This window comes from Mesorhizobium sp. WSM3626 (assembly GCF_000513935.1).
GTDB lineage: Bacteria > Pseudomonadota > Alphaproteobacteria > Rhizobiales > Rhizobiaceae > Mesorhizobium > Mesorhizobium salmacidum.
Genome location: NZ_AZUY01000012.1, coordinates 26,950 through 49,457 on the forward strand (window position 1 = coordinate 26,950; position 22,508 = coordinate 49,457).

Sequence of the window (22,508 nt, forward strand, 5' to 3'; positions counted from 1 at the left end):
GATGAAACACGCGAATATGCAGAGTCCGGTATCCTTTTTCGCCAATGTCGCCCGGCTGCCGCAAAAGGGGCTGCCCGTGGTGATCGAGGCCGACCCCGCACAGCGCGCGGCACTCGCCGAGGCGCACGGGCTGCTGTCGGTCGAAGCCTATCGCGCCGAACTGCTCGTTACGTTGTGGAAGCGCAATGGTGTTAAGGTCAGCGGCCGTGTCGAGGCAGACATCACCCAGGCCTGCATCGTCACGCTCGACCCCGTCCAGGCGCATATCGACGAGCCGGTCGAGGCACTGCTCTTGCCTGAGGACTCCAAGCTCGGACGGCAGGGATTCGAAAGCGCCGGCGAGATTCTGCTCGACGCCGACGGGCCCGACAGTCCCGAGACATTTTCAGGCGACACCATCGATGTCGGGGCGCTTGCCGAACAGTTCTTCGGATTGGCGATCGACCCCTATCCGCGCAAGCCCGGCGCCTCGCTTGGTGCCGGTGACGACACCGGATCGGCCGAGAATGAATTTCAGCAAAAACTGCGATCCTTGCTGGGAAAATCCTGAAAACCTCGCCCGCGACGGAAAAGTCGGTTGTGCGGCAGCCTAAAACCGCTATTTTCGCCGAACCTTTGCGACCGCTAAAACGACTTGCCGCCTAACCGTGAGATGAATGCCGCGTGATCAGGATTTCCATCGATGCCATGGGCGGCGATCACGGACCAACCGTGGTCATTCCAGCGCTCATGACGGTCGCGACCCGCCGTCCCGACATCCGCTTCGTCATCTATGGACGTGAGGAACTGGTGCGCCCGGAACTCGCCAAGTTTCCCAAATTGGCTGAGGTCAGCGAGTTCTTCCACTGCGAGATCGCGGTCAGGATGGACGACAAACCGAGCCAGGCGCTGCGCCATGGCCGCTGGAAATCGTCGATGTGGAAAGCGGTCGAGGCCGTCAAGTCGGGCGCCGCGGATGCATGCATCTCCGCCGGCAACACCGGCGCGCTGATGGCGATGTCGAAATTCTGCCTGCGCACCATGGCCACCATCGAACGTCCGGCGATTGCGGCATTGTGGCCGACATTGCGTGGCGAGAGCGTGGTTCTGGACGTGGGCGCCACCATTGGCGCCGACGCGCACCAGCTCATCGATTTTGCCATTCTCGGCACCGGGATGGCGCGTTCCGTATTCGGCGTCGCCAGGCCCACGGTCGGGCTGCTCAATGTCGGCGTGGAAGAGATCAAGGGCCAGGAAGAGGTCAAGGAAGCGGGGCGCATGTTGCGCGAAGCCAACATGGCCTCGATGAACTACCATGGCTTTGTCGAAGGCGACGACATCGGCAAGGGCACAGTCGACGTCGTGGTGACGGAAGGCTTTGCCGGCAACATCGCGCTGAAGACGGCGGAAGGCACCGCGCGCCAGATAGGCGGCTATCTGCGCGCCGCGATGAGCCGCACCCTGATGGCCAAGATCGGCTATGTCTTCGCCAAGGGCGCCTTCGACCGCCTGCGCGAAAAGATGGATGTCGGCCGCTCGAATGGCGGCGTGTTCCTGGGGCTGAACGGTATCGTCGTCAAGAGCCACGGCGGCGCCGATTCGGACGGTTTCGCCGCGGCGATCGAACTCGGCTACGACATGGTGCGCAACAATCTGCTCGACCGCATCGAGGCCGACCTCGATCTGTTTCATGCGCGCAACCCGCATGCCCTGACATCTAGGAAATCCGACGTCGTTACCGACGCAAAGGAATAGGAAAGAATTTTGATCAGATCAGCTGTGCGCGGCACGGGCGCCGCGCTGCCCCGCCGCATCATGAAGAATGCCGATTTTGAAGGCATGGTCGAGACGTCCGACGAGTGGATCGCCCAGCGCACCGGCATCCGCCAGCGCCATATCGCGGCTGACGACGAGACGACGGCTTCCCTGGGCGAGGCCGCGGCGCGCGTAGCGCTTGCCGATGCCGGATTGACCCCGGACGATATCGATCTGATCGTGCTGGCGACCTCGACGCCCAACAACACGTTCCCCGCCACCGCCGTCGAGATCCAGAACCGGCTCGGCATGCAGCACGGTTTTGCCTTCGACATGCAGGCGGTATGTTCAGGCTTCGTCTATGCGGTGACGACAGCCGACCTCTATATCCGCGGCGGCTTGGCAAAGCGCGTGCTGGTGATCGGCTCGGAAACCTTTTCGCGCATCCTCGACTGGAGCGATCGCTCGACCTGTGTGCTGTTTGGCGACGGCGCCGGTGCGGTCGTTCTGGAGGCGGGCGAGGGGGCCGGCACGATCGCCGACCGGGGCGTCCTGGCGGCCAGCCTGCGTTCCGACGGCGCGCACAAGGAGAAGCTTTTCGTCGACGGCGGGCCGTCGACGACGGGAACAGTCGGCCATCTGCGCATGGAAGGCCGCGAGGTCTTCAAGCACGCGGTCGGCATGATCACCGATGTCATTGAGACGACCTTCTCGGCCGCTGGTATCACCGCCGACGATCTTGACTGGTTCGTGCCCCACCAAGCCAATAAACGGATTATTGACGCTTCAGCAAAAAAGCTTGGGATAGCCGAGCAAAAGGTGGTGGTCACCGTCGATTTGCACGGTAACACCTCGGCTGCTTCCGTACCGCTGGCGCTGTCGGTGGCCGTCGCCGACGGCCGCATCAAGAAGGGTGACCTGGTGCTCCTGGAGGCGATGGGCGGCGGCTTCACCTGGGGCGCCGTTCTGGTTCGCTGGTAAGTGGAGAACGGTCCGGTTTCGGTCCTTGACCTTGCCGGATCAATTACTTAGGCTCTGCCGTTGTTGTGCCGATTTTACGCTTGAACTGATGGGACGGTCGCATGGGGGGAAAAACACTTACGCGCGCCGACCTGGCCGAGGCCGTCTACCGGAAGGTCGGTTTGTCGCGCACTGAATCCGCCGAACTCGTCGAGGCGGTACTAGACGAAATATGTGAAGCGATCGTGCGCGGCGAGACGGTGAAGCTGTCGTCCTTCGCGACGTTTCATGTCCGCTCCAAGAATGAGCGCATCGGGCGCAATCCGAAGACCGGCGAGGAAGTACCGATCCTGCCGCGCCGGGTGATGACCTTCAAATCGTCCAACGTGTTGAAGAACCGCATTTTGCGTTCTCACCAGAACAGCAAGGCCAAGGGCGGTAAATAGCCTCCATTGCACGGTTGAAAAAACCGACCCGCCGATGACAGCGGGCTTGAATATTGCTTCACAAACCGCTGAAATAAGGCCCGATTCGGCAGCATGGCCGGATTGGCGTTCTGGCGTATGATCGATTCCGCGCTGGCGGAACAAGCTCTTCTTCGTTGAGCGTGATCTCGTCTGAAGGCCGTTCCGGGCCACGCTCCAGCGTGAGGATTTCGCCCATGGACAAGAGCCCTGACGCCTTCCGCACCATCAGCGAGGTCGCGGAAGATCTCGACCTGCCGCAGCATGTGCTGCGCTTCTGGGAGACGCGCTTCAACCAGATCAAGCCGATGAAGCGCGGCGGCGGCCGTCGCTATTACCGGCCGCAGGATGTCGAACTGATCAAGGGCATCCGCCATATGCTCTATGACCAGGGCTACACCATCAAGGGCGTGCAGAAGCTGCTGCGCGAAAACGGCAATCATTTCCTGGTCGCCATCGGCAATGGTGACATGGCCGCCGTCGAGGCGATTTCGCAACGCAAGCAGGCCGACCAGGTGCCGCTGACGCCGGCATCCCAGCCGCGCGGCGGAGATGACGAACTGGTTGGCCAGCCAAGGGTCAAGCCCAGCCGCCGCTTTTTCGGCCTGGGCAAGAGCGACGAGGAAGGTCCGGTTGCGCCAGACGCGTCGAAACTCTCGCGTGACAATCGCGCGCTGCTGCAGGAGGCGTTGTTCGACCTCCTGGAATGCAAGCGCCTGCTTGACCAGGTGCGCTGACCCCGGGGCGCCAGTGCCTTCGACGCCTCGAAAACCGGAACCGGCGGTCGGGTGAGGCGTTAAGTTTCCTTCTGCAAGACAAGGAAACGCATGATGGCATCATATTCAACCCTGTCGGACATCGACCTCGAAAAGCAAGTCGCGGCTCTCTCGAGGGAACTCGCGGCGTTGCGCAAGGCAGTGTCAAAGCGGGGTGGCGCCTATTATGAAGACGGCCGTGATGCTGCTCTTGATACATATTCGGATCTTGCGGAGCGCCTGCGCGATGCCATGCCGGCAATCCGCAAACAGGGCAGGGTGATCGAGAAATCGGCACGCGACCATCCGGCGGCCGCCGTCGCGGTCGGCCTTGTCGTGCTCGGCCTGGCCGCCAGCCTGCTGTTCAGCCGGCGCTGACTGCCACCCCGGCATAAGGGGAACTCGCCTATCCACGGCCGCCATTCCCTTGTTGTCGCTAGCTGGACTGGCGCTGGTATCCGGCGACAGTTCGAGTACCGGTCGTCCGGGCTTGGCATTGCTGACCAGGAGAAGACCAGCCTTGAACAAGAAACCAAGGCCGGTCTTCTCGTTGGCGGTCTGCTTAGGCCTTGTTGCCCATCTTCTTCATGTGGTGATGATGATGGTGATAGCGGTGATGGTAACGATGATGGTAGTGGTGACGATGGTGATGATGCTTTGCCATTGGGGCCGCGTCCGCGCTCGTCGCGCCGACCACCGGCACCGCGAAAGCGATTGCTGCTGCAAGCCCGAGGGCCGAGAGGAGGGACTTCTTCATGGATCGTTTCCTTTTTTCGCAGGGGGATCAATCGGGCCGATATCCCGACCGCCGCGAATGGAATTACGCTCCTGAATTTTTTCCTCAGCATTTCCCGATTGTAGAATCTTTTTTCTGAACTGTTTCCGAGGAAACCGGCTTCCTGCTCCATAATCGCAAGGGCCGAAAGCCGGCTGTTTTAGCCTACATCGGCGGGATCACACCATTGTTGCCCACCACGACGCGGCTGGCGCTGAGCGTGCCGTCAGCCTCGCGCTGCGCGGTAACGAAGACGGTCGCGCTTGGCTTGAGATCGGTCGGCGCGGCCGCCGCGAAGGTCACGACAGGCGTGCCGTCGGGTATGGAGATCTTCTTCGTCCGCCCATTGTCGTAGGTTAGCGTCACGGCCCGCCCGTTTATGTCGGTGACGTCGGCGACGGTTCCGTTGGTCATGCGGCTGTTCGGCTCCAGGTCCCAGGGCCGGTCACCCTCGCCAGTGCCTTTCAAGGCCGCGGGAAAGACCACCACTTCGAGTGCGCCGCTGCCGCCGTCAGCCTTGGAGACAGAGGCGATGCCGAGGAAATCGCCCTGCTTGATGTCTTTTACCGATGCGCTTGCGACGCCTGAAAGCTTCCAGCCGTCTTTTAGTTTGATGGCGGAAGTATCGCCCTGACGAGTTTTCACGGTCAGCAGCGACGGCTCGAAGCTGACCACGGTGCCGCGCACGCGCAATGTGTCCGCGGCCTGCGCGCTGGCCACAGCGACGCCGGAAAGCATCGAAATCGTGCCGAGCACGAGGAGGGGTGTCTTGAGGTTCATGGGGTGTCCTTTGGCAAAGACTGGCTGGAAAGGGATGGTTTCACGCCAGCGACATCGAGATAACGAACGGGTGGGGCGAAACTGCCGGGCAAAAGCCGCTCGGGCGTTCAAAACAACTTGATCGGGACAGGGCTAGGCAGCGCTTGGCAAATCGCCGGCGAGAGGGCATCTTCCTGCTCGTCTCAGGCAACATCCCATTTTGATCAAACGCTTTCAGCCAACGGAGTTGCCAATGCCCAAAAATGCAAAAAGCCACGCCCTCTCCGAACCATTAGCCAACGAGATCGGGCCAGATTACAACACCCTCAGGGCAATGCGGGAAACGCGCGGATACAGCCTCGAAGCGCTTTCGCTGACCTGCGGCCTCTCGGTCGACGAGATCGAGGACATCGAGAGCGGCCGGGCGGCCGACCCGGCGAAGCTGCGTCGTATCGCGTCCGCGCTTCGTTTGCCCCAGGACGCTTCCCTTGCTTCCGCCGCACCGACGCTGACCGCACAAGGCCGGCCTCAGGCATAGATCGGCGACCGGCATGCGCAAGAAACCCGCCAAGGCCTGCTTGGCGGGTTTCTTGTTGACGCCATGGCGTTCTCCGGCAGGCCGGGCTTGCCGATTTGCAAGTCACGCGTGTTTATACGTTCGGTATCCAAATTCGCGTCGATCGCATCTGCCTTGCATCGGGTCTGAACCGTGAGTTTCTCCATATGAGCCTGGACTCCGTTGGTGCTTTCTTCGCGGCTCACGCGCCTGATATCGAGGTCATTGTCACGCAATCGAGTTCGGCGACGGTGACGATGGCGGCGGAAGCGCATGGCGTCCTGCCGGCGCAGATCGCCAAAACGATCTGCCTTCGCGTCGGCGAGCGCACCATGCTGATCGTGACCAGCGGCATCGCCAGGCTGGACAATCGCAAGTTCAAGGACCAGTTCGGCGGCAAGCCACGCATGCTGGACGCACAAGAGGTTGTCGCGGCCACGAGCCATCCGGTGGGCGGTGTCTGCCCGTTCGGCCTGCCGGCGCCGCTGCCGGTCTATTGCGACGTCTCGCTGCGCGAATTCGCTGAGGTCGTACCCGCCGCCGGCGCCACCAACGCGGCGGTGCGCATTGCGCCACAGCGCATGGTTGAGCTTACCGGCGCCGAGTGGGTGGATGTGTGCCAGGCCTAGCGCCGGATCCAATTCAGAGCTGAGCCGCGCAGAATGGGCAGTTCGAGAATGAGGGGATGCGGCAGAGGCGGACTTTTGGGGGCAAGTCCTGCTTTAAAATGGTCGGAGTGGCCGGATTCGAACCGACGACCCCTTGACCCCCAGTCAAGTGCGCTACCGGGCTGCGCTACACTCCGGACCGGTCGCGATGTATCTTGATAACCCGGCTCGGGTCAACCGATTTCCGCGATAATTATCTTGCCGCGACCGCAGGTTTGAATGAGGCGGGCAATACCGGTCGTGACAGCCGCTGATGGCGGTATTCCGGGGCGATGGCGCCCCAGATCAGGCCGAGCGGTAGATACATATGGCGCCAGTGGTCGATGTCGATGAAGGTGCCGAGCCCGATATTGCCGATGAAGGCGACGTAGGCGCATAGCAGGTAGGCTGCCACGGCCGGTCGCGCAGCAGGATGCGGAACCCGGCCGCCGTAAGCGAAATCCTCAGGCCGAACAGAGCCCAGATGGCGATCAGCCGGCCATGTAGATTTCGTAAGGCACCGGCTCGCCGATGACGAAGCCCGACAGAAGAGGAGGGTCAGCGCACGCGGCGGATCATGGCTGATCGCGCTCAATAGGCGTTTTCCGTATTGAGCAGGCGGATCGGTGTCAGGAACAGGATCCGCAGATCGAACAGCAGCGACCAGTTCTCGATGTAATAGAGGTCGTATTCTGTCCGCATGCGGATCTTCTCATTGGTGTCCATCTCGCCGCGCCAGCCATTGATCTGCGCCCAGCCGGTGACCCCTGGCTTGACCTTGTGGCGCGCGAAATAGCCATCGACCACCTCGTTGTAGAGCAGGTTGTGCGACTGCGCGGCAATGGCGTGCGGGCGCGGACCGATGAGCGACAGCGAGCCGAGCAGCGAGTTGAAGAACTGCGGCAGCTCGTCGATCGAGGTCTTGCGGATGAAGCGGCCGACACGGGTGACGCGCGGATCGTTCTTGGTCACCGTCTGCTTGGCGGTCGGATCCGACCGGTCGGTATACATGGAGCGGAACTTGTAGACCTCGATGATCTCGTTGTTGAAGCCATGCCGCTTCTGCTTGAACAGCACCGGTCCCTTGCTGTCGAGCTTGATGGCGATCGCCGTGGCCAGCATCACAGGCGAGAACGCAACGATGCCGATGACGCTGAAGATGATGTCGAAGGCGCGCTTGGCGACCGAGTCCCAGTCGTTGATCGGCTTGTCGAAGATGTCGAGCATCGGCACCGAGCCGATGTAGGAATAGGCGCGCGGACGGAACTGCAGCGCATTGGAATGGGCCGACAGTCGGATGTCGACCGGCAGCACCCAAAGTTTCTTCAGCAATTGCAGGACGCGCGATTCGGCGGTCAGCGGCAACGACACGATCAGCATGTCGATCCGGGCGATGCGGGCGAATTCGATCAGTTCCGAAATGGTGCCGAGCTTGGGATAGCCGGCGACGAGGGCTGGCGAACGCTTGTCGTTGCGATCATCGAAGATGCCGCAGATGCGGATGTCGTTGTAGGGCTGCTTTTCCACCGAGCGGATGAGCACTTCCGCCGCCTTGCCGCCACCGACGATGACGGCGCGCCGTTCCATGCTGCCATCGCGCGCCCAGCGCCGGATCAGCTTCGACATCATCAGCCTGAGACCGAAAAGGCAGACGAAGGCAACGACGAACCACGTGCCGAACAGCAGGCGCGAATAGTCTTGTGACATCTTCATGGTGAACGCCGTCAACGCCATCAGGGCGAAGGTGCCGGCCCAGACCAGCAGGATGCGCCCAAAATTGGTGATCGGCCGCATCAGGGACACCACCTGGTAGCAATCGGTGACATCGAGCAGCACCACGGCGAGGAACGACGCGGCGGCGATCGTCAGCGGATATTGCCAGGCAAGGTAATTGAAAAAACCGACATAGTAGAAATAGACGCAGAGCCCCGAGACCAGCAGCACCGCGAATTCGACCATGCGCAACACGCCGCTGACCATGATCGGCGACATCGTGTCGCGCCGGTATTGCGACGCGACCTGCCGGGCAACGTCGTTCATGCCGCCGGGCTTGTCGCCATCGGCAGGGCCGTCGAATTGACGCACCGCTTCTGATGAAAAGCGATGCGCGGGGTCGATCTCGTTCATGGAACAGTCCGCAAGCTTCCCAAGAGTGATTAGCAAAAGAGAGCTAAGAAACCCTTGAAACAACCTGTGGCTTTGGAAGAGCCTGAACTACCTTTCGAGCGCGGCGAAGTCATTGGCCTCGCCGCGGCAAGTGTCTCCAGCACGGCGACGACCCGCGCTTCCGTCAGGCCGCGCGCGTGCCGGAAAATTCCTCCGACGGGTGAGCGAAAGCGGTGGACGATCCTGAGTTGCCCGCCACGCTGTTCAGAACAGGCGTTCGCGGACGTAGACGGTGTCTCCCGGCAGCAGTGGATCGGAGGTGACCACGCGGCCCGTTATCACCTTGCCGTTGATGTCGCGGGTGATATCGACGCTCTCCTGGTTGGCGCGTGGCGTGAAGCCCCCGGCGATGGCGATGGCCTTCTGCACAGTCAGGCCGGGCACATAGGAATACTGGCCGGCGGCGCCCACCTCACCCATGACGAAGATCGGCCGGTAACGATCGATCTCCACCGAGACGTCAGGGTCGCGCAGGTAGCCCTGCCGCAGTTTATCGGCGATCTCCTTTTCCATCTGCTGCGCGGTGTGGCCACGTGCCGGTATGGCGCCGACGAGCGGGAAGGAGATGTAGCCGGACTGGTCGACGCTGTAGCTATTGGTCAGGCCCTCCTGCTCGAAAACGGTGACGCGGACGCGGTCGCCGGCACCGAGGCGATAGGGCTGGTCGAGGACCTCGTGAAAGGCGGCCGGCGTCGGCCGGTAGCTGGAGCAGCCCGCGAGCAACGATACGGCAAGCAGTGCGCGAAAAAGGGAAGCAGTGCTTTGCATGGCCGGACAGGTACCTTCGACTGGCCGCTGCGGCGTCGCAGCAAACATCTGGGATCGGGTCCGTTATCATCCTGTTAGGGTTAATGGCCGGTAAAGGAGCGCGCCAATGGCGATCAAGCAGACAAGGTTTTGCGATTTTATCGATTTTTTTGCCGTCGCCCGCCGGTAAACCTAATGAAGCTTACCGTGGTCTTAACGGCTGAGTTACCATAGTTATTTACGGTGCATCCGACCAGTTTCGGAGTAGGGATGCATGTCCGTTCAATCCGTGGCCGCAGACGTCGATGTTGATCTCAGGCAGTCCTTCGCCAGCCTGGGCCGGAACTGGCTGCGGATTCTGGTCTTCGTTCTCGTGGTGACGGGACTTGCCTTCGCGGCCGTGTCGTTCGCGACCCGGTATTACAAGGCCCAGACGCAGGTGGAGATCGCCCCGCGCGGATCGGACTACACGCGGCCCGCCGGCAGCAACCCGGACAGCGACAAGCCGATCCTCGACGAGCAAGGCATCGCCACCCAGGTCCAGATAATTTCGTCCAACGAAATCCTCAAACAGGTCGCCCAGAAACTCGGCCTGTCGCGATTGCACGAATTCGACGAGACGATCGACATGTCGGCATTGAACCGGCTGCTGGTCCTGATCGGGTTGAAGAACGACCCCATGGATGTTCCTGCCGATGAACGTGTTCTGAAGAAAATGCGCGAGAAGCTCAACGTGTACGGCGTTGAAAAGAAAGGCATAATTGCCATCGAGTTCTCTTCGGAGGATCCGAAGCTTGCCGCCGCCATCCCCGATGCCATTGCCGCCGCCTATATTGCGGGGCAGGGCGCGGCCAAGAGCGAATCGAACACCGCCGCCGCGGACTTCCTGGCACCCGAGATCGCCGACCTGTCCAAGCAGGTCAGGGATGCCGAAGCCAAGGTCGCGGCTTACCGCGCCCAGTCGGACCTCCTTATGGGCGGCAACAATTCCACGCTGGCCATCCAGCAATTGGCCGAGCTGTCGACCGAGTTGTCGCGAGTGCGGGCCAGCCGCGCCTCGGCCGAAGGCACAGCCGAGAGCGTGCGCAAGGCACTGCAGAGCGGCGGATCGCTGGATTCACTGCCGGAAGTGCTGTCTTCCGACCTGATTCAGCGTTTGCGCGGGCGGCAGGTCGAATTGCGCGCCAACATCGCCGATCTCTCGACGACGCTGCTCGACAATCATCCGCGTATTCGCGCGGCCAAATCACAACTGGCCGATCTCGACGCCCAGATCCGCAGCGAAGCGCAGAAGATCATGAAGGGCCTGGCGATGCAGGCCGATGCCGCCAAGGCGCGCGAAAACCAGCTCGTCGCCGACGTCGACACGCTCAAGGCTGCTTCGGCACAGGCCGGCGAGCAGCAGGTCGGTCTCGACGCGCTACAGCGCGATGCCGCCGCCAAGCGCCAGCAGCTCGAACTTTACCTGACCAATTATCGCGAGGCGGCGTCGCGTCGGGATCGCAACTATGTTCCGGTCGACGCTCGCCTCGCCTCGCCGGCTTTGGTCCCCTCCGAGCCTTACTTCCCCAAGGTCTGGCCGATCGTTGGCATTGCCGCCGCGGCTTCCCTTCTGCTGGCGGCCGTGTTCACTCTGCTGCGGGAACTCTTCTTCGGCCGGGCCATGCGCCCGGCAAGGGGTGCCCGGCTTGAACTGATCGACGAGGTGGCGATGCCGCCAGCCGCTTATCAGGACCCATCCACCCGCTCGGACCCGCCAGTCGCCAACGAGTTCGCCAATCGCGCCGCCGAGCCATCATGGCCCGAAACGGTCACGGAAACACCGGCGCAGCCGCGGCCCGCCGCCGAGATCGAGCCCGTGGAGGTCCGGCGGCCGCGCTCCGTGCTCGGCGAGATCGACGTCGAGAAGGCCGCCGAGAAGCTCATCGCCAGCGGGGCCGCGCGCGCCATATTCGTTTCCCCCGAGGGCGACGAGGCGGCGGCGTCGGCGATCCTGGTGGCGCGCGAGGTTTCCGACGCCGGCCTGCGTGTCCTGCTGCTCGACCTCACGGCCTCGGGGGCTGCCTCGCGGCCGATGCTGGACAGCGGGCTTTTCCCCGGCATCACCAATCTGCTGGCGTCGCAGGCGCAGTTCAGCGACGTGATCCATGCCGACCTCTATTCAGATTGCCATGTCATTCCCGTCGGCACCGCCGATCCGGTCCGTGCCATGCGCGCCGCCGACCGGCTGCCGATCATCATGCAGTCGCTGACGACAGCCTATGACCTGGTGGTGGTCGAATGCGGGCCGGCCGATGCGCAAGGTATCGGCCGTCTGGACGGTGAGGCCACCGAGGTGTTCCTGTCCATGCTGGAGCCTGACGACGAGGTGACGCAAGCCGCGGTCAAGCTGATCGAGAGCGGCTATCCCGACCTGACGCTGGTGACGCCGCTTGGGCACGAGCCGCCAGGCAATCCGGTGCCGGGGCGGCGTTCAGCGGCCTGAAAGAGCCGCTCAAAGGCACCTGGCCTATCCCAGTTCCAGCGTCGTCACGCCGAATATCCTGTTGGCGTCGAGCCTTGGCGGCGCGCCTTTGTACATGCGCGTGGTGGTGAAGATCGGTGAGAAGCCTGCCGCCTCGAGCGCCGCGACGAAGTCCACCTTGCTGGCCGGAACGTCGATGTGAAGGTCGCCTCCTTCGCAGGCGCCCGCCATGTCTTCGAGCAGGTCCAGTGCGGTTCGCGTATCGTCTGCGAAGAGCGGGCCGATCTTGAAGCCGTTGTGGCAGGATCGCGCTACCGCATAGCCGGCCGTTCCCCCTGGCCTGATCGCTGCCAGCGCGCGATGCGGCGGCTGCAGCCACCGCTGCAGGAAAGAATGGCGGGACGCGGGAAAGCAGAGTGCGTCATATCTCATGATGTCGGGCGCCAATTGCGTGGTCACCATGCGAGACCGTTTGGTGCCGACAGTAAGCGCTACAGGTCGCCCGCTGTAACGAATGGTCTCGTAAGCCGGCCTGAATCCTTTGCTTTCGTAGTTGGCCCGTTGCTCTTCGACCCCATCGAGCCCGATGGTGCAACCGGCCAGCCTGTTCATGCCCGCGGTCCATACCGCCTTGCCATAGCCCTTGCCGCGCATGTCCGGACGGCAGATGTAGAGACCGACGAAACCAAAATCGTGCCCATAGGCCACCGCCGATATCCCGGCGACCATTTCGCTCCCGGCAAAGGCACCGATGAAACCCTTGGGATCCGCCGCCTGGAACATCGCCGCATCGTCAAGGCCGGGGTTCCAGCCCTCCGCGGCCGCCCAGTCGATGAGGTCAGCCAACTCTCCCAGCGACAGCATGCGGATGGTCGGTTTCATGGTGCTTACTCCGCAGCGAATACTCCTGGGGAGAACGACTTCAGCATACCCCGATAGGGCTTGGCGAGTGGGTTCGCATAAGCACCGCGCTTCGATGTCGCGAGGCCAAGAGCCACCAGGGCCTCGGCTTGCTTCAAAGCGGCCCCGACGCCGTCAACCACAGGCAGACCGAACTCGCTCTGCAACCTGTGGGCAAGATCCGCCATGCCGGCGCAGCCAAGCACGATGGCCTCGGCGCGATCCTCCTCCACGGCCCGGGCGATCTCGTCGCGGAGCTTGCCAACCGCTCCTGATGCCGGGTCTTCAAGTGCCAGCACCGGAATATCGGCGGCACGCACGCGTGCCCGGCCCGACATGCCGTAGCGTTGCACCAACCCCTCCACCGGCACACGCGAGCGTTCGGTGGTGGTTACGACAGTGAAACGCTGGGCAATGAAGCAGGCCATGCTGAGTGCTGCCTCGCAGATGCCGATGACGGGAATGGCCGCCATGGCCCTTGCGGCATCGAGGCCGGTATCGTCGAAGCAGGCGATGATCGCGGCCTGCGCCCCGGCACGTTCGCCAGCGGCGATTTCCATCAGCAGGCCGGGCACGGCCAGTGCCTCGTCATAATAACCCTCGATCGAGGCCGGTCCCATGGACGAGGTAACGGCGACGATTTCGGTCCAGACACCGGCGACACTGCGTGCGGCCGCCGCGATCGTCTCGGTCATGCTCGCCGTCGTGTTGGGATTTACCACCAGAATCTGCACGATCACGCCCTGGTCCGGCGGCGGCCGACATAGATGATGGCGCCTAGCGTCGCCAGGATCACCAGGAAGGAAAACACGGTGGTCACCGTGCCCAGCGCGTAGAGCACCGGCGTGGTGACATTGGTGGTCATGCCGTAGATCTCGAGCGGCAGTGTGTTGAAGGTTCCCGAGGTCATCAGTGTGCGGGCGAACTCATCATAGGAGAGCGTGAAGCCGAACAGGCTGACGCCGATCAGGCTTGGCGCGATCATCGGCAGCACGACATGGGCGAAGGTCTGCCAGGATGAGGCGCCAAGGTCGCGCGCGGCTTCCTCATAGGCAGGCGAGAAGCGATTGAAGACGGCGAACATGATGAGCACGCCGAACGGCAAGGTCCAGGTTAAATGGGCGCCGAAGGCTGACGTATACCAGGCTGGTCGGAAGCCGACCTGCTGAAAGACGACGCCGATGCCCAGCGAAATGATGATCGAGGGTACCACAAGGCTGGCGACTGCCAGGTAGAACAAAGCGGTGGCGCCGCGAAATTTCTGGCGGAAGGCAAGCCCCGCCAGCAGCGAGACGACGACGGTGACGATCATCACCATGAGGCCGAGAACCAGCGAGCGCTTGAAGCTGCCGCCGAAATCGCCGACCGCTTGGCGCTCGAACAGATTGGCGAACCAGTGCAGCGACACGCCGTTGAGGGGGAAGGTGAGGCCGCCGGTCTCGCCCTGGAAGGAGAGGATCAGGATCGCCGACAGCGGGCCATAGAGGAACAGCACGAACAGCGCGAAGAACACCGCCAGCGCGTAGAATTCAAGGGTGCGTTTTTCGTAGGTCACGTCACAGTTCCCTGCGGATGTCGACGACGCGCAGGATGCCGGCGACCATCAATAGCACCAGCACCAGCAGCACCACGGCGTTGGCGGCGGCGGCCGGATATTGCAGCAGCGACATCTGGTTCTTCATCATGAGCGCGACGGATGCGCTCTGGCCGCCTGACATCACCTGCACGGTGGAGAAATCGGCCATTACCAGCGTGACGACGAAGATGGTGCCGATCGCCATACCGGGTTTGGCCAGCGGGACAATAACGTTCCACAGCACCTGCCAGCCCGAAGCGCCGGCATCGCGCGCGGCCTCGACCAGCGATCGGTCGATGCGCATCAGCGTGTTGAAGATCGGCGTCACCATGAACAGCGTGTAGAGATGAACCATGGCGAGCACGACCGCGAATTCCGAGTACAGCAGCCATTCGATGGGTTTCGGCACCAGGCCCAGATGCACCAAGGTCGAGTTGATCAGCCCATTGCGGCCGAGCACCGGGATCCACGAGATCATGCGGATGATGTTGGAGGTCAGGAACGGCACGGTGCAGACCAGGAACAGCACCATCTGCATGGCCGTGGTGCGGATGTGGAAGGCTAGGAAATAGGCAACCCAGAAGCCGATGAACAAGGTCAGCGCCCAGACGACTACAGCGAATTTGATGGTGTTGAGATAAGTTTTCCATGTGACCCACGAGCCCAGCACGTCGGAATAGTTCGTGGTCAGGAAGTCCGGATACATGGAGGCGAAGTCGTAGTCCCAGAAGGACACGACGACGATCATGATGATGGGCAGGAGCAGGAACGCGCCAAGGATCAGCGCCAGAGGTGCCGACTGGAGATAGGGCGTCACGACGCCGATGGAGAAGCGGCGTCGAGCTGGTTTCGCGGCGGCGATTGCGGGGCGTTCGAGCGCGACTGTCATCAATGTCTCGGTTTTGGTGAATCGGCCTGAGCCGCCCCTTCTCCCCCAAAGGGGAGAAGGGGTAGAGGAGGGGGCTTGTTGTTCGCTTACGCCGCGATGAACTCGTTCCAGCGCTTCACCATGTAGCGGTCCTCGTCCATGACCGAGTTCCAGCAGGCGACCTTGCCCATGCGTTCTTCGAAGGAGCCGCCGTCGCGCACGGCGCCGGCTTTCTCCATGACGGTGCCGTCCGGCGCCTTGATCTCGCTCTTGGCCGGCTTGCCCTCGATCCAGTAGCCCCACTCGTCGTCGGACATGAACTTCTTGGCCGAGACCATGTTGGCCGAGTAGTAGCCCTGGCGGTTGAGGTATCCGCCCACCCAGCCCGACGTATACCAGTTGATGTATTCATAAGCCGCATCGAGCTCAGCCCCCTTGAGGTGGGCGGCGAGGCCAAGGCCGCCGCCCCATGAGCGATAGCCTTCCTTGAGCGGCTGGAAGCGGCAGGCGATGCCCTTGGAGCGTACGGCGGCGACGGCCGGCGACCACATCGACTGGATGACGACCTCGCCCGACGCCATCAGGTTGACGCTCTCGTCGAAGGATTTCCAGAAGGCACGGAACTGGCCGGCTTGCTTGGCCTTGATCAGGAAGTCGATCGTCTTGTCGATCTCGTCCTTGGTCATGTTACCCTTGTCGGCATATTTGATGTTGCCGGTAGCTTCCATGATCATCGCCGCGTCCATGATGCCGATGGACGGGATGTTGAGGATCGCGGTCTTGCCCTTGAAGGCCGGGTCCATGATGTCGGCCCAGGTGGTGATGTCGCGACCGACGAGGTCGGGGCGGATGCCAAGCGTGTCGGCGTTGTAGATGGTCGGCACCATGGTGAACCAGTTGGTCGGCGCCTTGGCGAAGGTCTTGCTGTCTTGCGCCTCGACGTAACCAACGGTGTGCGGCGCGGTACCCTGGGCAATCACGCTGTCGGGTGTGAGCTTGCCGGTTTTGAACAGCGGCACCAACTCGTCGTAATATTTCAGCCTGCTGACGTCCATCGGCTGGAGCACGCCGCTCGGGAACACCTTCTTGCAGATCCAATATTCGATGTCGGCGATATCGTAACTGTCGGGCTGGGTCACGGCGCGCTGGGCGGCGGCGTCGGAATCGGTCGCGGTCATCTCCAGCGTGATGCCGAGGTCGGCCTTGCACTTGTCGGCGATGGCGTTGAGATTCGACACGCCGGTGCCGAACTGGCGCAGCGTGATATTGGACTGCGCCCAGATGGTCGGAAAGCCTGTGATGACGCCCGAGCCGGCGGCGAGGCCCACGGCGGCGGCACCTGTCTTGAGCAGCGAGCGGCGCGAAATGCCGGTCTTGGCTTTCGATGTGTTTGTCATGCCTATTCCCCTGTCTTGTTTTGCTTCGTTGAATTCATGAATGAAGATGGCCGAGGACGATCGCATCCTCGGAATCCCAGGCAAGCGGAACGGCGTCGCCGATGGCCACGGGCCGGGCAAAGAAGTTGGAATCGTCGATGATGACGGTGAAGTCGTCGATGCCGGCACCGTTGACCGACATTTTCACCGTGGCGCCGCGATATTCGATGTTGGCTACTATGCCGGTGAAGCCGAGGCCGGGCGCGGGCGCGTCGCCGATGCGCACATGATCGGTGCGGATGGCGATGTCGATCGGCGCGCCCGGCTCTCGGCCGTGACCGCATGCGGCGAGCGAGCCGCCGCCAATGACGTCGAAGACGACCATGCCGTCACGTGCGCCGGTGACTCGGCCGGAGATGACATTGTGATCACCCATGAAGCGCGCGACGAAGGCCGTGGCCGGACGTTCGAACACGTCGCGCGGAGGTGCCGCCTGTTCGATGCGGCCGTCATTCATGACCACGATCAGGTCCGCCAAGGCCATGGCCTCCTCCTGGCTGTGGGTGACGTGGACGAAGGTGATGCCGAGCGAGGTCTGCAGTTTCTTCAGCTCGGCGCGCATGCGGATCTTCAGGAACGGGTCGAGCGCCGACAGCGGCTCGTCGAGCAGCAGCGCTTCCGGGTCGGTGATCAAAGCCCGGGCGAGCGCCACGCGCTGCTGCTGGCCGCCGGAAAGCTGCGCGGGCCGGCGCGTCGCATAGGCCTCCATCTGCATCAGCTTCAGCATGTCGAGCGCCTTGGCGCGGCGCTGTTCCTTGTCGATGCCCTTCATCTTCAGACTGAAGGCGACATTGTCGATGAGGTCCAGATGCGGGAACAGTGCATAGGATTGGAACATCATTGCCGTGCCGCGCTTTGCCGGTGGCAGGTCGGTGACGACAGTGTTGCCGAGCCGGAGGTCGCCAGACGAGATGCTTTCGTGACCGGCGATCATGCGCAGCGTCGAGGTCTTGCCGCAGCCGGAGGGGCCGAGCAGGCAGCAATAGGTCCCTGCCGGTATCTTCAGGCTGATGTCCTCGACGGCGGTCGTCGTTCCATAGATTTTCGAAACAGACACGATGTCGATCTCGGCGGCTTTGGACATTCAGGCTTCCCCGTTTGGTCGCACTGAACAAAGCATCATGCGTGCCAATCCGGAGGTGACCGGCCAAGCACTTGAATTGTCTCAAAGATCCGGATTCTTGCCTGCTGCCTACCCCTGAGGCTGCTTTGTGCATTGCACAAATTGTGGGCTACTGCGCGCAGTTTTGGCAAAAATCGTATGCAATCTTTTTTGGCTTCGTGTGCACTTTGCCTCTCGTGAACAGGCGACGAGTCGCGCTAGAAGAGGGCGGGAACCATCATCGTCATGAACATCACCGATCAGATCTATTCCGCCGATAGCGCCAACCAGGATCGCGCTCAGGCGATCCGCGACAATCTGCGCGACGCCATTGTCGACCGGAGGCTGGCGCCGGGCACCAAGCTGTCGGAAGGCGAGGTCGGCACGCTGTTCAACGTGTCGCGCACCGTCGCGCGCGCGGCGCTGCAGATGCTGTCCTTCGAAGGGCTGGTGCGCACCGAGCGCAACCGCGGCGCCTTCGTCGCCAATCCATCAACCGAGGAAGCGCGCCAGGTGTTCGCCTCGCGCCGGCTGATCGAGCCGGGCATTGCCACCGCCGCCTGCGAACGGGTCACAGCCGCCGACATTGTCGCCTTCAGGGCGCAACTCGACGAGGAGGGCCGCTTCATCGCCGAGCGCGGTCCGAGGGCGCGGCGTTCCGAAATCAAGGCGTCCGGCGATTTCCATCTGCTGCTCGCTTCGCTCGCCGGCAATGCCATCCTGCAGCGCTTCATGGAGGAACTTGTTGCGCGCTCGTCGCTTGTCATCGCGCTTTACGGACGGTCTGGCGTGTCGGCCTGCGGCCACAGTGAGCACACCGGCATTGTCGGCGCGCTGGAAAGCGGCGATTCCGGGCTGGTGAGCCGCTTGATGTTGCACCACATCGACCACATCGAGGCTGATCTCGATCTGCGCGTCAGGGCGGGCCCAGCGCTCCGCGAGGCTCTCAATTTCTGACGGCTAGTGTTCGTCTTCCACGGAAGGGGGGCCGCCTGTCCGGCTGCCGCGAAGTGTGCTTTGCGCGCAACGCCGGCTATGCCTCCGCCTGACATCCGCCACGGCGTGCTGCGCGCCGAACATGCCGGCTTCCTGCAGGCCTTGCCGCGCATTTCGGTCAATGGCCGCTACCAGAGCCTGGCCCGCATCCGCACCATGCTGTCGGGCGTGACGACGCCGCTCGCCAATGTCGGCAAGGTGCTCGTCACTGTCTGACGCGCCGCCTGACCGGGCAGGGCTCAGCGCTTGGCCCGTGGCTCCAGCATCAGCCACTTGATGATGCCCATCGCCGGCAGCACCCAGAGCAGGCCGCTGAGCAGGAAGAACAGGAATTGCACCAGCGCGCCCGATTCCGATAGGCGGGCGACCGCGAAGATCGAGGCGACCAGTGCGTAGATGATGACCAGCGCCAATAGCAGGAACATTCCGATCAGTTTTTTCAGTCGAATGGGCATGGCTTGGCCTCGTTGATGGCTATCGCTTAGGCCGAACGCGAGGCACGCGCAACCCGCGACACCGGGCGCGACGGCGTGCCGCGCTGCGCGGTCTTGCCAGCGGGAGTGCGATGGTTCACCAATCCGCGACATTCAACCTGCCGGGATATATCCATGGCCGCCATCACTGCCGCCGCGCCCTATCAGGCCCGCGACCGCGACCTCTATAACCGGGCACTCGTACGCGGCTGGCTGTACGTCGTGCTCCTGGTGCTGTTCGCGCTGGTGCTGGTTGGCGGCGCCACGCGGTTGACTGAATCCGGCCTGTCGATCACCGAATGGCAGCCGATCCATGGCGTCATCCCGCCGCTCAACGACGCCGAGTGGCAGGAGGAATTCCAGCGCTATCAGCAGATCCCGCAATACACCGAGCTCAACAAGGGCATGAGCGTCGAAGCGTTCAAGTCGATCTTCTGGTGGGAATGGGCACATCGCCTGCTGGCGCGCAGCGTCGGCCTGGTCTTCGCCTTGCCGCTGCTGGTCTTCTGGGCGGCGCGCCGTATCGAGCGCGGCCTTGGGCCGAAACTGGTCGGCATTCTGTTTCTCGGCGGGCTGCAGGGAGCCATCGGCTGGTGGATGGTGGCCTCCGGCCTTGTCGACCGGGTGTCGGTGAGCCAGTACAGGCTGGCGACGCATCTCACGCTGGCGGCACTGATCTTCACCGCGACCACGGTCGTCGCGCGCGGCCTGGCGCCGCATTCCGAGCCCGCGGCCGATCGCTCGACGCAGCGTCTGGCTGGTTTCATCGTGCTTCTGGCGCTGATCCAGATTTATCTCGGCGGCCTGGTCGCCGGTCTCGACGCCGGCATGAGCTACAACACCTGGCCGCTGATGGACGGCAGGATCATTCCAGGCGATCTGCTCGTCCTCGAGCCGGCGTGGCGCAACTTCTTCGAGAACCCGAAAACGGTGCAGTTCATTCACCGGCTTGGTGCCTATACGGTCTTTGCCGTCGCGCTCTGGCACATGATCGCCACGCGTCGGCGGCTGCCCGGCTCAACGCATGCGCGACGCGCGACACTGTTGTTTGTTCTGGTGCTGGTCCAGGCTTCGATCGGTATCGGTACGCTGTTGATGCAGGTGCCCCTGCATATGGCCCTGACCCATCAGGCCTTTGCGCTTGTCGTGCTGGGCTTTGCCGCCGCGCACTGGCGCGGCACCAAGGGCGCTTATCCCTTGCCCAACGAGATTGCCGTCGGACGCTGAGTGCGGCCAATCACATCCAGAATTCATTCGACTGCGTCGCCCTGAGCATGACAAATCCCTGGTAAGGGAGCCAGGGCAGGTCCGTAACCGATCATGGTCAACAAGCGCTCGCTTGGGCTCTTCCCCGAGTCAGAAACGCGCCCGCACTGCCCGGATCGCCGCGGCGATCGACAGTTCGCGGTTCTCCTCGACCGCATTGCCGTCCTCATGATGCCAGGACGCGGACAGACAACCATAGGCGATGGCATGGTCCAGTATTGCCGCCGGTGATTGTCCCAGCGTCCGGGAAAAGACCTCGGCCATATGCGCGATCCGCTCCGGGGCGAGGCAAAGTGCGTCGCGGTCGAGCGGATTGTAGAACATGTTGGCTGCATCAAAACCGGGATCACCGAGCACGCCCTTCGGATCGATCACCAGCCAGCCGCGCGGTCCCCGCAGGATGTTTTCGTGATGCAGATCGCCATGCAGCGGCCTGATGTCATGCGGATTGGCCAGCAGTCGATCCGCGATGGCGCCGGCCTCGACATAGGGGCTGTCACCACCGATGCCACGATCGGTTGCGGCTTTCTTGAAGAGGCTGGCGAACCGCTCCCTGAGCGGCTGAAGCTCGGACGGGTAGGGGTGATCAGATGGCGAAAACAATTTCGCCATCACATCCGCCGCGATGGCGGTCGCTGCATTGTCGCCTTGTTCGACGAGAACTTGCGACAGAAGTGTGTCCCCGCCATATTCGAGCAGCATGGAATGCCCGTCACGGCCGAGAAGCCGCACCGCGCCTTCGCCGCGCCGCCAGGCAAGGAAATGCTCGCCGCGCAACTCGTCGGCAACGTCGTCGAACGGCTTCAGTGCCTTCACGATGGCTGGTGAGCCGTCCTCGAGCCGCACCTTCCAGATGCGGCTCGAAAAGGTCTCGGCAATGAGTTCGGGTTCGCTGACTTTCCAGCGCGGTGGAAAGGCCGGCGCGTTCGTCACAGACCGAGCATCAGGTCCATGTTCTGGACGGCTGCACCGGAAGCCCCCTTGCCGAGATTGTCGTAGACCGCCAGCAGCAGCGCCTGAGCTCTGCCGTCGTTGGCAAAGACATAGACCTTCATGCGGTTGGTGCCGTTGTAGACCTCCGGATCGATGTCAGGCACGCGCTCCAGATGCGCATAGGGAGCCACCTCGACCACACCGCCCTTGATCGCGGCGAAATGGTCCGCAATGGCGGCGTGAAGTTCGGCACCTGTCGGTACGCGGTCGAGGCCACCGAGTTGCAACGGCACAACCGTGATCATGCCTTGCGCGAAATTGCCCACCGCCGGCTGCATGATCGGATCGTGCGACAGCTTCGCATAGGCCTTCAATTCCGGCACGTGCTTGTGCTGCAGGGTCAGGCCATAGGGCAGGAACTCCGAGGCGTCCTCGCCCTTGGCGACGTAGTCCTCGATCATCGGGCGCCCGCCGCCCGAATAACCCGTAATGCCGTTGACCGAGATCGGGAAATTGGCCGGCAGCAGGCCTGCGGCGACCAGTGGCCTGAGCGTCGCGATCGGCCCCTGCGGCCAGCAGCCGGGATTGGCGACGCGCTTGGCCGTGGCGATCTTCTTCGCCTGCTCCTTGTCCAATTCGGCGAAGCCATATTCCCAGCCTTCCGCCACGCGATGCGCCGTCGACGCATCGATGACCTTGGTGGTGTCGTTGGCGATCAGCGAGACGCTTTCCTTGGCCGCATCGTCGGGCAAGCACAGGATCGCGATATCGGCGGCGTTGAGGAATTCGGCGCGCGCGGCCGTTTCCTTGCGGCGCTCGACCGGAATGGAAATGATCTCCAGATCGCCGCGCTCGGCAAGCAGCGCCCGGATCTGGAGGCCGGTGGTGCCGTGCTCGCCGTCGATGAAGATTTTCGGTTTCATTGCCTGAT

Annotated in this window: 24 protein-coding genes, 1 tRNA gene and 2 pseudogenes; 12 read left to right on the forward strand and 15 right to left on the reverse strand. The window is 62.7% G+C overall.

Annotation, left to right across the window (positions count from 1 at the left end; all coding sequences use genetic code 11):
* Position 1: 1 nt before the first annotated feature.
* The 6 genes from M653_RS0112065 to M653_RS0112090 all read left to right on the forward strand — a co-directional run bounded on the left by M653_RS0112065 (position 2) and on the right by M653_RS0112090 (position 4,291).
* The gene (locus tag M653_RS0112065) at positions 2-550 is read left to right on the forward strand and encodes a DUF177 domain-containing protein (protein WP_027143590.1); all 549 of its coding nucleotides are present in this window, start codon (positions 2-4) and stop codon (positions 548-550) included.
* Positions 551-663: 113 nt separating this feature from the next.
* A complete protein-coding gene (gene plsX / locus M653_RS0112070) occupies positions 664-1,734 on the forward strand; it encodes a phosphate acyltransferase PlsX (protein ID WP_027143591.1) in 1,071 nt (356 codons plus the stop codon).
* 9 nt (positions 1,735-1,743) lie between these two features.
* Positions 1,744-2,715, forward strand: a complete 972-nt coding sequence (locus tag M653_RS0112075; RefSeq protein WP_027143592.1) for a beta-ketoacyl-ACP synthase III — start codon at positions 1,744-1,746, stop codon at positions 2,713-2,715.
* Between the two features lie 101 nt (positions 2,716-2,816).
* On the forward strand, positions 2,817-3,140 hold the full coding sequence (locus M653_RS0112080; RefSeq protein WP_010915609.1) for an integration host factor subunit alpha: 324 nt from the start codon (positions 2,817-2,819) through the stop codon (positions 3,138-3,140).
* Between the two features lie 215 nt (positions 3,141-3,355).
* On the forward strand, positions 3,356-3,895 hold the full coding sequence (locus M653_RS0112085) for a MerR family transcriptional regulator (protein WP_027143593.1): 540 nt from the start codon (positions 3,356-3,358) through the stop codon (positions 3,893-3,895).
* A gap of 93 nt (positions 3,896-3,988) precedes the next feature.
* Positions 3,989-4,291: a hypothetical protein gene (locus M653_RS0112090; RefSeq protein ID WP_027143594.1), complete on the forward strand. Its 303-nt coding sequence runs from the start codon at positions 3,989-3,991 to the stop codon at positions 4,289-4,291.
* Between the two features lie 184 nt (positions 4,292-4,475).
* On the opposite strand, the gene M653_RS0112095 is transcribed toward M653_RS0112090, so the two are convergent.
* Both M653_RS0112095 and M653_RS0112100 read right to left on the reverse strand, forming a co-directional pair.
* On the reverse strand, positions 4,476-4,670 hold the full coding sequence (locus tag M653_RS0112095; protein ID WP_027143595.1) for a hypothetical protein: 195 nt from the start codon (positions 4,668-4,670) through the stop codon (positions 4,476-4,478).
* A gap of 183 nt (positions 4,671-4,853) precedes the next feature.
* Positions 4,854-5,468 carry a hypothetical protein gene (locus M653_RS0112100; protein WP_027143596.1) on the reverse strand — a complete coding sequence of 205 codons (615 nt, stop codon included), beginning with the start codon at positions 5,466-5,468 and terminating at the stop codon, positions 4,854-4,856.
* Between the two features lie 232 nt (positions 5,469-5,700).
* Between M653_RS0112100 and M653_RS0112105 the strand changes: the two genes are divergently transcribed.
* Both M653_RS0112105 and M653_RS0112110 read left to right on the forward strand, forming a co-directional pair.
* Positions 5,701-5,985 carry a helix-turn-helix transcriptional regulator gene (locus M653_RS0112105; protein WP_027143597.1) on the forward strand — a complete coding sequence of 95 codons (285 nt, stop codon included), beginning with the start codon at positions 5,701-5,703 and terminating at the stop codon, positions 5,983-5,985.
* Positions 5,986-6,170: 185 nt separating this feature from the next.
* On the forward strand, positions 6,171-6,632 hold the full coding sequence (locus tag M653_RS0112110) for a YbaK/EbsC family protein (protein WP_027143598.1): 462 nt from the start codon (positions 6,171-6,173) through the stop codon (positions 6,630-6,632).
* A 99-nt stretch (positions 6,633-6,731) separates the two neighbouring features.
* On the opposite strand, the gene M653_RS0112115 is transcribed toward M653_RS0112110, so the two are convergent.
* The 4 genes and pseudogenes from M653_RS0112115 to M653_RS0112130 form a co-directional block, all read right to left on the reverse strand.
* A tRNA-Pro gene (locus M653_RS0112115) sits at positions 6,732-6,808 on the reverse strand.
* A gap of 56 nt (positions 6,809-6,864) precedes the next feature.
* A pseudogene (locus tag M653_RS0112120) lies at positions 6,865-7,100 on the reverse strand (hypothetical protein); the annotation flags it as partial.
* A gap of 141 nt (positions 7,101-7,241) precedes the next feature.
* Positions 7,242-8,777, reverse strand: coding sequence for an undecaprenyl-phosphate glucose phosphotransferase (locus tag M653_RS0112125; protein ID WP_027143600.1), 1,536 nt, complete (start codon positions 8,775-8,777; stop codon positions 7,242-7,244).
* Positions 8,778-9,020: 243 nt separating this feature from the next.
* Complete coding sequence (locus M653_RS0112130) at positions 9,021-9,584, reverse strand: polysaccharide biosynthesis/export family protein (protein WP_027143601.1); 564 nt, start codon at positions 9,582-9,584, stop codon at positions 9,021-9,023.
* Positions 9,585-9,837: 253 nt separating this feature from the next.
* Between M653_RS0112130 and M653_RS0112135 the strand changes: the two genes are divergently transcribed.
* Positions 9,838-12,048: an exopolysaccharide transport family protein gene (locus tag M653_RS0112135; protein WP_027143602.1), complete on the forward strand. Its 2,211-nt coding sequence runs from the start codon at positions 9,838-9,840 to the stop codon at positions 12,046-12,048.
* A gap of 24 nt (positions 12,049-12,072) precedes the next feature.
* On the opposite strand, the gene M653_RS0112140 is transcribed toward M653_RS0112135, so the two are convergent.
* From M653_RS0112140 to M653_RS0112165, 6 genes are all read right to left on the reverse strand, one after another.
* Positions 12,073-12,909 (reverse strand): GNAT family N-acetyltransferase, encoded by an 837-nt coding sequence (locus M653_RS0112140; protein ID WP_027143603.1) that lies wholly within the window; start codon positions 12,907-12,909, stop codon positions 12,073-12,075.
* A gap of 5 nt (positions 12,910-12,914) precedes the next feature.
* Positions 12,915-13,661 (reverse strand): aspartate/glutamate racemase family protein, encoded by a 747-nt coding sequence (locus M653_RS0112145; protein ID WP_027143604.1) that lies wholly within the window; start codon positions 13,659-13,661, stop codon positions 12,915-12,917.
* Between the two features lie 2 nt (positions 13,662-13,663).
* Positions 13,664-14,482: an ABC transporter permease gene (locus M653_RS0112150; RefSeq protein ID WP_027143605.1), complete on the reverse strand. Its 819-nt coding sequence runs from the start codon at positions 14,480-14,482 to the stop codon at positions 13,664-13,666.
* A 1-nt stretch (position 14,483) separates the two neighbouring features.
* A complete protein-coding gene (locus M653_RS0112155) occupies positions 14,484-15,392 on the reverse strand; it encodes an ABC transporter permease (RefSeq protein WP_027143606.1) in 909 nt (302 codons plus the stop codon).
* 86 nt (positions 15,393-15,478) lie between these two features.
* Complete coding sequence (locus tag M653_RS0112160; protein ID WP_027143607.1) at positions 15,479-16,768, reverse strand: PotD/PotF family extracellular solute-binding protein; 1,290 nt, start codon at positions 16,766-16,768, stop codon at positions 15,479-15,481.
* A 34-nt stretch (positions 16,769-16,802) separates the two neighbouring features.
* The gene (locus tag M653_RS0112165; protein WP_027143608.1) at positions 16,803-17,891 is read right to left on the reverse strand and encodes an ABC transporter ATP-binding protein; all 1,089 of its coding nucleotides are present in this window, start codon (positions 17,889-17,891) and stop codon (positions 16,803-16,805) included.
* A 264-nt stretch (positions 17,892-18,155) separates the two neighbouring features.
* Between M653_RS0112165 and M653_RS0112170 the strand changes: the two genes are divergently transcribed.
* Together M653_RS0112170 and M653_RS1000000135480 are read left to right on the forward strand one after the other, a co-directional pair.
* Positions 18,156-18,866, forward strand: a complete 711-nt coding sequence (locus M653_RS0112170) for a GntR family transcriptional regulator (protein ID WP_027143609.1) — start codon at positions 18,156-18,158, stop codon at positions 18,864-18,866.
* A 41-nt stretch (positions 18,867-18,907) separates the two neighbouring features.
* A pseudogene (locus tag M653_RS1000000135480) lies at positions 18,908-19,121 on the forward strand (polysaccharide deacetylase); the annotation flags it as partial.
* 23 nt (positions 19,122-19,144) lie between these two features.
* On the opposite strand, the gene M653_RS0112180 reads toward M653_RS1000000135480, so the two are convergent.
* Positions 19,145-19,360, reverse strand: coding sequence for a DUF2842 domain-containing protein (locus M653_RS0112180; protein ID WP_027143610.1), 216 nt, complete (start codon positions 19,358-19,360; stop codon positions 19,145-19,147).
* 153 nt (positions 19,361-19,513) lie between these two features.
* Between M653_RS0112180 and M653_RS0112185 the strand changes: the two genes are divergently transcribed.
* Positions 19,514-20,605: a COX15/CtaA family protein gene (locus tag M653_RS0112185; protein ID WP_027143611.1), complete on the forward strand. Its 1,092-nt coding sequence runs from the start codon at positions 19,514-19,516 to the stop codon at positions 20,603-20,605.
* A gap of 129 nt (positions 20,606-20,734) precedes the next feature.
* Here M653_RS0112185 and M653_RS0112190 read toward each other — a convergent pair whose 3' ends face one another.
* Positions 20,735-21,577: an aminoglycoside phosphotransferase family protein gene (locus M653_RS0112190; RefSeq protein WP_027143612.1), complete on the reverse strand. Its 843-nt coding sequence runs from the start codon at positions 21,575-21,577 to the stop codon at positions 20,735-20,737.
* Complete coding sequence (gene argC / locus M653_RS0112195) at positions 21,574-22,500, reverse strand: N-acetyl-gamma-glutamyl-phosphate reductase (protein ID WP_027143613.1); 927 nt, start codon at positions 22,498-22,500, stop codon at positions 21,574-21,576. The genes M653_RS0112190 and argC overlap by 4 nt, the downstream gene beginning before the upstream one ends.
* Between the last annotated feature and the right edge of the window lie 8 nt (positions 22,501-22,508).